The organism is Desulfuromonadales bacterium (genome assembly GCA_035620395.1).
GTDB lineage: Bacteria > Desulfobacterota > Desulfuromonadia > Desulfuromonadales > DASPGW01 > DASPGW01.
Map to the genome: position 1 here is coordinate 1 of DASPGW010000281.1, position 6,044 is coordinate 6,044.

The window sequence follows — 6,044 nt, forward strand, 5'->3', positions numbered from 1 at the left end:
AACTCAGCCTTCGTCATGGCCTACCGGATTGAACGGCAGGGGACGGCGACCGCAGAAGGGACGACCCACCTGGTCGCCTTCGACTACCAGGCCCGCAAACCGCGCCGCCTGCCGCCTGCCTTCCGCGAAGCGGTGATCCGCTTCGAGGAGCTCGGGGCCTGAGGCGAGGCAGGCAAGCCCCTCCATCTCCCCCTGTCGCCGGCGACGCAGGGGCGTTTTCGGGAGCCCGGGAGAAATCAGGCTTGATGGCGATCTTTTTCTCATCTAAGATAAAGAATCATGCAGACTTCTCCCTCTACCGATGAATCCGCCAGCCCGCAGCGAAGCGCCCGAGCGGCCATTGACGACCCGCGCCGGGAGCAGCGGCTGATCAACGAAATCATGGAACTGCTGGTGACTCATCATGGCGGGGGGATGAGTGAGCAGGAACTTGACGACGGGATCGACCGCCTGCAAGCGGCGTTCGAGCTGGCCCGTGCTTCGCACGCTGGGCAGTTCCGCAAGTCGGGAGAGGCCTATTTCTACCATCCTCTGCGGGTGGCGCATCTGGCCGCCCGCTACTGGATGGATTTTTCGTCGGTGATCGCCGCCATTCTGCACGATGTGGTGGAAGATACGCCGGTAACTCTTGATCAAATCCGGGAGGAGTTCGGTACGGAAACCGCCCTGCTGGTCGACGGACTGACCAAGGCCGCCGATGACAAGCTCAGCCGGGACGCCCTCAAGGCCGAAACCTATCGCAAACAGCTGCTGCTGGCGGTCAACGATGTGCGCGTCCTCTGCCTGAAGTTCTGCGACCGCATGGACAACCTGGAGACGATCAGCGCTCTCAACCCGCAAAAGCAGTCGCTGATTGCCGAGGAGACGCGCACCGTCTATGTTCCGCTGGCCCGGAGTCTCGGCATGGGCCAGGTCGCGTCGGAACTCGAGGCGCTGTCCATCAAGATCCTCTATCCTCGCCGCGCAAGCCGCTACCGTCATGCGGTACAGGTCCTGAAACAGCAGATCGATCCCGCTCTGCGGAAGGTCCGTGATGAAGTTCACAAGACGTTTGAACACCAGAAGCTTTCCACCCGGCTGCTGGACCGCTGGCGCCCCTTTTCAATTGCCGCCGCCCAGTCGATGAGCCGCGGCTTTGCCACCCTCTATACCCTGGAGATTCAGGTCGACAGGACCATGGACGCCTATCTCGCCCTCGGACTTCTGCACAGCATTTATCCCCCCATTCCGGGCAAGCTGCGCGACCATCTCAATGTACCGTCACAGTTCGGCTATCAGGCGCTCAAGACGACGGTGCAGGCCGGCGAGAACCGCATGCGGGTCGAAATCACCACCCGCAAGCTCGCCCGTTTCAACGAGGCTGGCGTGCTTGCTCCCGGTTTCGAGTTTCGCAAGGCCAGCTTTCAGGACCTGATGAATTCCCTGCTCGAGGGGGAATCGGCATTCGATACCGAGAGCTTGCGGCTCGCTTCTGCCTCGATCCAGGTCTATACTCCACGGGGGGAAACCCGGACCCTCCCGGAAGGGAGCAGTGCCCTCGATTTCGCTTTCGATATCCACGAGGAGCTCGGCCTGTACGCCAGCCGGGCGCGGATCAATGGCAAGACCCGCCATCTCAAGGCCCGCCTTATGGATGGCGACCAGGTCGCCATCGAGCGCTGCGCCAAGCCCGAGGTTCTCCCCAAGTGGCTGGAGTGGGCCGTCACTCCCCGCGCCCGCAACTGCATCCGTCGCTATCTGCGCACCCGGGTCAAGGAGGCAACGTGACGGACTGCCGGGGCGATGTACGGCAGGACGGGTTAAACGATGGTCCTCTTGTAGATTCTTCCCTGATATGATAACTAGTAATCAGCAGTGCTATTTCTAGCGAACCCTTGGTGCAGACGGATTGAGGCAATGGAGACGATAAAAACCGCCAGCTTTGAATATCTGATCGGCATGGCCAAGGAAGACCCTGCCGGAGGCTACTTTTTTACCCTGGACGGATCGAGCTATCATATCGATGATGTCCTGGAAATTTCCCGGATTGCGGAAAAACACGGCTACATTGTAATTTATTGAGAGGAGTCGGAACCGATGAACCAACAGGATCAGGTCTGCTATACGTTCGAGGCGGCTGTCGAGAAGGCCGTCCAGATGGAAAACGAGGGTTTCCGTCACTATCTCGCCGCGCTTCGCCAGGTGAAGAACAAAGCGGCCCGCGAGGTGCTCAAGGACGCGGCACTGGACGAACTCGACCACAAGCACCAGTTGGAGCGTGCCCTGGTGGAAGGCCAGGTTGAGGGGCACACGCTCGACCAGCCGATGCCCACGATGAACCTCGACTATATTCTCGAAAAAAAGGAGTTGGGTCCCGACGCCGATGCCAGGCAGGCCCTGGCCTACGCCATCCATCTGGAAAAAGGATCCCTCGATTTCTACCGGCGCATGAGCCGGGGGTGTGCGGGAGCTCCCATGGCCGCATTGTTCGAAAGGATTGCCAACGACGAGAGCCGCCATCTGCAGGCTCTCGAAGATCTCTACGAGAAGCATTTCCTGACCGAAATGTGATTCGCAGCGCCCTCCGGAAGTTCTTCGAAGCGCCGTTCCCGACGAGGAGCGGCGCTTTTTTGCTCGCTGCGCCCGTTGCGCCGCCCGCTTGACAAATCGGCCAGCGGTGACTATCTTCTGCCCATCTTTGCGACCCCAAAGGAGGAAACAGCCGACATGTCAGAAAAAAGCACTGCCGAAAAGGGGACCATCTCGATTCACACCGAGAACATCTTCCCCATCATCAAGAAGTGGCTCTACAGCGACAAGGAGATTTTCCTGCGCGAACTGGTAGCCAACGCGGTCGATGCCATCCACAAGCTCCAGCACATCAACGTGGTCGAAGGGCTCAAGCTCGCCGATGACTATGCCGTCGACATCGCCGTCGACAAGGATGCCGGCACCCTGACGGTCCGCGATAACGGCATCGGCATGACGGCCGAGGAGATCCGCAAATATATCAACCAGATCGCCTTTTCCTCCGCCGAAGAATTTATCGACAAGTTCAAGGACCTCAAGGACAAGAACCAGCTCATCGGTCATTTCGGCCTCGGCTTCTACTCCTCCTTCATGGTGGCGGACAGGGTCGAGATTCGCTCGCTCTCTTATCGCGAGGGAGCCAGGGGGGCGCACTGGAGCTGCGACGGCTCGACCAGCTACGAACTGGAGGAGATCGACAAGCCGGAGCGCGGCACCGAGGTCATCCTGCACCTGGAAGCGGATGAGAAAGAGTTTCTCGATCCGGTGCGGCTCCGCGAGGTTCTCAAGCGCTACTGCAACTTCCTCCCCGTCGTCATCCGTCTGGGCGGCGATACGGTCAACGACCGCAACCCCCTCTGGACCAGGACTCCCAGCGAAGTCGGCGAGGCGGAGTACAGGGAATTCTACAAGAAGCTCTATCCTTTCGCCGAAGAGCCGCTTTTCTGGATCCACCTCAACGTCGACTTTCCCTTCAATCTCAAGGGGATTCTCTATTTTCCCCGGCTCTCCACCGAGTTCGACGTCAGCAGGAGCCATATCAAGCTCTTCTGCAACCAGGTGTTCGTCACCGACAACTGTCCGGAACTGATCCCCGAATTCCTCACCCCTCTGCAGGGATGCCTGGACGCCCCCGACCTGCCGCTCAATGTCTCCCGCAGCTACCTGCAGAACGAGCCGCAGGTGCGCAAGATCCGCGAAGTGATCGCCGGTCGGGTGGCGGCCAAGGTGGTCGACCTGGCCAAACAGGATCGCGAGGCGTTCGGCCGCATCTGGGAGGATATTCATACCTTCGTCAAATACGGCATGATGCGGGACGAGAAATTCTACGACCGGGTCAAGGACCAGGTCATCTACCACAGCACCGGGGAGAGCCGCTGGACCACCCTCCCCGAGTATCTGGAACGAGCCCGGGAAGGGCATGCGAACAAGGTCTTCTATGCCAACGACGAGGCATCCCAGGCGACCTATCTGAAGCTGTTCAAGAGCCAGGGGCTGGAGGTCCTCGTCCTCGATGCCATGATCGACAGCCATTTCATCCAGTACCTCGAGATGAAAAACGCCGATCTGAAGTTCGAACGGGTCGATTCCGATGTCACGGAAAATCTGATCGCGGACGACCAGACCAAGAAGTTGATTGAAAAGGAAGGGGAGGGGAGCGTCGAGGAGCGGATCAAGGCGGTCTTCGCGGGGGGACTCAAGACCGAAGGGCTGCAGGTGCGGGTCGAAAACCTCAAGGACGCCTCGGTGCCGGGAATGATTCTGCTCTCCGAACAGAGCCGGCGCTTCAAGGAAATGACGCGGCTGATGGGCAAGGAGGCCGGGGACCTCTTCAAGGAGCATACCCTGCTGGTCAATTCGGCGAGCCCGGTGGTCAAAAACCTCCTCAGGCTGCAGGCAGACGGTCGGCAGGAGGATGCCCGCCTGCTGGTGGAGCAGGTCTATGACCTGGCCATGCTGACGCACCAGGCCTTCGACAAGGAGCGCATGGAGGCGTTTCTTGAACGCAGCAACCGCATCCTGGAGATCCTGAGCGAGAAGAAATAACTGGCAGTTTTGCAGGCAATGGCAAAGCCGGCCGTGCACACGGCCGGCTTTGCCATTGCCGGATGCCGACTACGCTCATGACGACCGCCAGCAGGATTTGACAGGCGTCTGCCGCTTGTTAGAGTCGTTCTTGAGGCACGCTTGCTTCCATCGTCAACAAGAGGCATCTCATGGTCGTTGTGGAAACCTATCAGGGAAAGGCGGTCAACGAACAGACGGTCGAGATCGTTGAGCGGAAGGGAACCGGCCATCCCGACACCATGTGCGATGCCATCATGGATGCCATCTCCGTAGCGCTTTCGAAAGCCTATCTCGCCGAATTCGGGAAGATACTGCACCATAACGTTGACAAGAGCCTGTTGGCCGCCGGCAGGGTGGAGCGGTGGTTCGGCGGCGGGCGGGTTGTGCGGCCCATGGAGCTGATCATCGGCGATCGCGCCACCTTTGCCGTCGGCGGCCGAACCCTGCCGGTGGGCGATATTGCCGTGGCCACGGCCCGGCAGTGGGTCCGGGAGCATCTGCGCTTTGTCGATCCCGAGCGGCATTTGCACTGCCGCGTGGTGCTGGCCCCCGGCTCAGAGGAGCTTGCGGACATCTTTCAGCGGCCGGGCCGGGTCCGGGTCGCCAACGACACTTCCGCGGCGATCGGCTATTATCCCCTGAGTCCTACGGAGCAGGCGGTACTGGAGCTGGAGCGCTATCTGAATTCGCCGGTTTTCAAAAACGAGTTCCCGGAGAGCGGCGAGGATGTCAAGGTCATGGGACTTCGTCGCAACCGCGACCTCGACCTGACCGTGGCCATGCCCCTGCTGGCGGCGCATATCCCCTCGGAACGGGCATATTTCGAGCGCAAGGGGGACATCCGGGAGGCGATGCAGCTTTTCGTGAAGAGGTTCGCTTCTTTTGACCACACCGAAATCCATTTCAATGCCCTCGACGAGGTGGGACGAGGTCTCGGTGGAACCTATCTGAGTCTCCTCGGGACATCGGCCGAGGACGCCGATTCAGGGCAGGTCGGACGGGGTAACCGCGTCAACGGGCTGATCGCGATGAATCGTCCGATGGGAACCGAAGCGGCGGCGGGGAAGAACCCCGTCAGCCATGTGGGGAAAATATACAGCGTGCTGGCGCATCGGCTGGCCCGCCAGATTTACGAGCGGATCGATGGGTTGAAGGAAGTTTACGTGTTGCTGCTCAGCCGGATCGGCACTCCGGTGGACTCGCCGGTCATGGCCACCGCCCAGGTGCTGCTGGAAGACGGGCAACGCCTGAGCGATATTCGCTGGAGTGTCGAGCAGATATTTGCCGTCGCCTTTGCTGAACTTGACGATTTCTGCCGACGGTTGGGGGAAGGGGAGTTCCCGGTCTGCTGATCCGGTCTGGTCAGGCCGCGGGTGAAAAAGCCCGACGCGGGCATGGAGCTGCTGCCGGCAGAGCGCCCTCGGCGGTTTAAATTTGAACAGAAACGGAAGTCTTATAAACACATTATC

General features: G+C 60.1%; 5 protein-coding genes. All 5 read left to right on the forward strand.

Translation table 11 applies throughout. The annotated features are described in order from the left end of the window. Positions 1-279: 279 nt before the first annotated feature. Positions 280-1,767 carry an HD domain-containing protein gene (locus tag VD811_15320; protein HXV22352.1) on the forward strand — a complete coding sequence of 496 codons (1,488 nt, stop codon included), beginning with the start codon at positions 280-282 and terminating at the stop codon, positions 1,765-1,767. Positions 1,768-1,896: 129 nt separating this feature from the next. Then, positions 1,897-2,061 (forward strand): hypothetical protein, encoded by a 165-nt coding sequence (locus VD811_15325; GenBank protein ID HXV22353.1) that lies wholly within the window; start codon positions 1,897-1,899, stop codon positions 2,059-2,061. Positions 2,062-2,076: 15 nt separating this feature from the next. After that, entirely contained in the window at positions 2,077-2,550 is a 474-nt protein-coding gene (locus VD811_15330) for a ferritin family protein (GenBank protein ID HXV22354.1), read from the forward strand. 156 nt (positions 2,551-2,706) lie between these two features. Continuing rightward, positions 2,707-4,554: a molecular chaperone HtpG gene (gene htpG / locus VD811_15335; GenBank protein ID HXV22355.1), complete on the forward strand. Its 1,848-nt coding sequence runs from the start codon at positions 2,707-2,709 to the stop codon at positions 4,552-4,554. Between the two features lie 170 nt (positions 4,555-4,724). Next, positions 4,725-5,927 (forward strand): methionine adenosyltransferase, encoded by a 1,203-nt coding sequence (locus tag VD811_15340; protein HXV22356.1) that lies wholly within the window; start codon positions 4,725-4,727, stop codon positions 5,925-5,927. Positions 5,928-6,044: the final 117 nt, after the last annotated feature.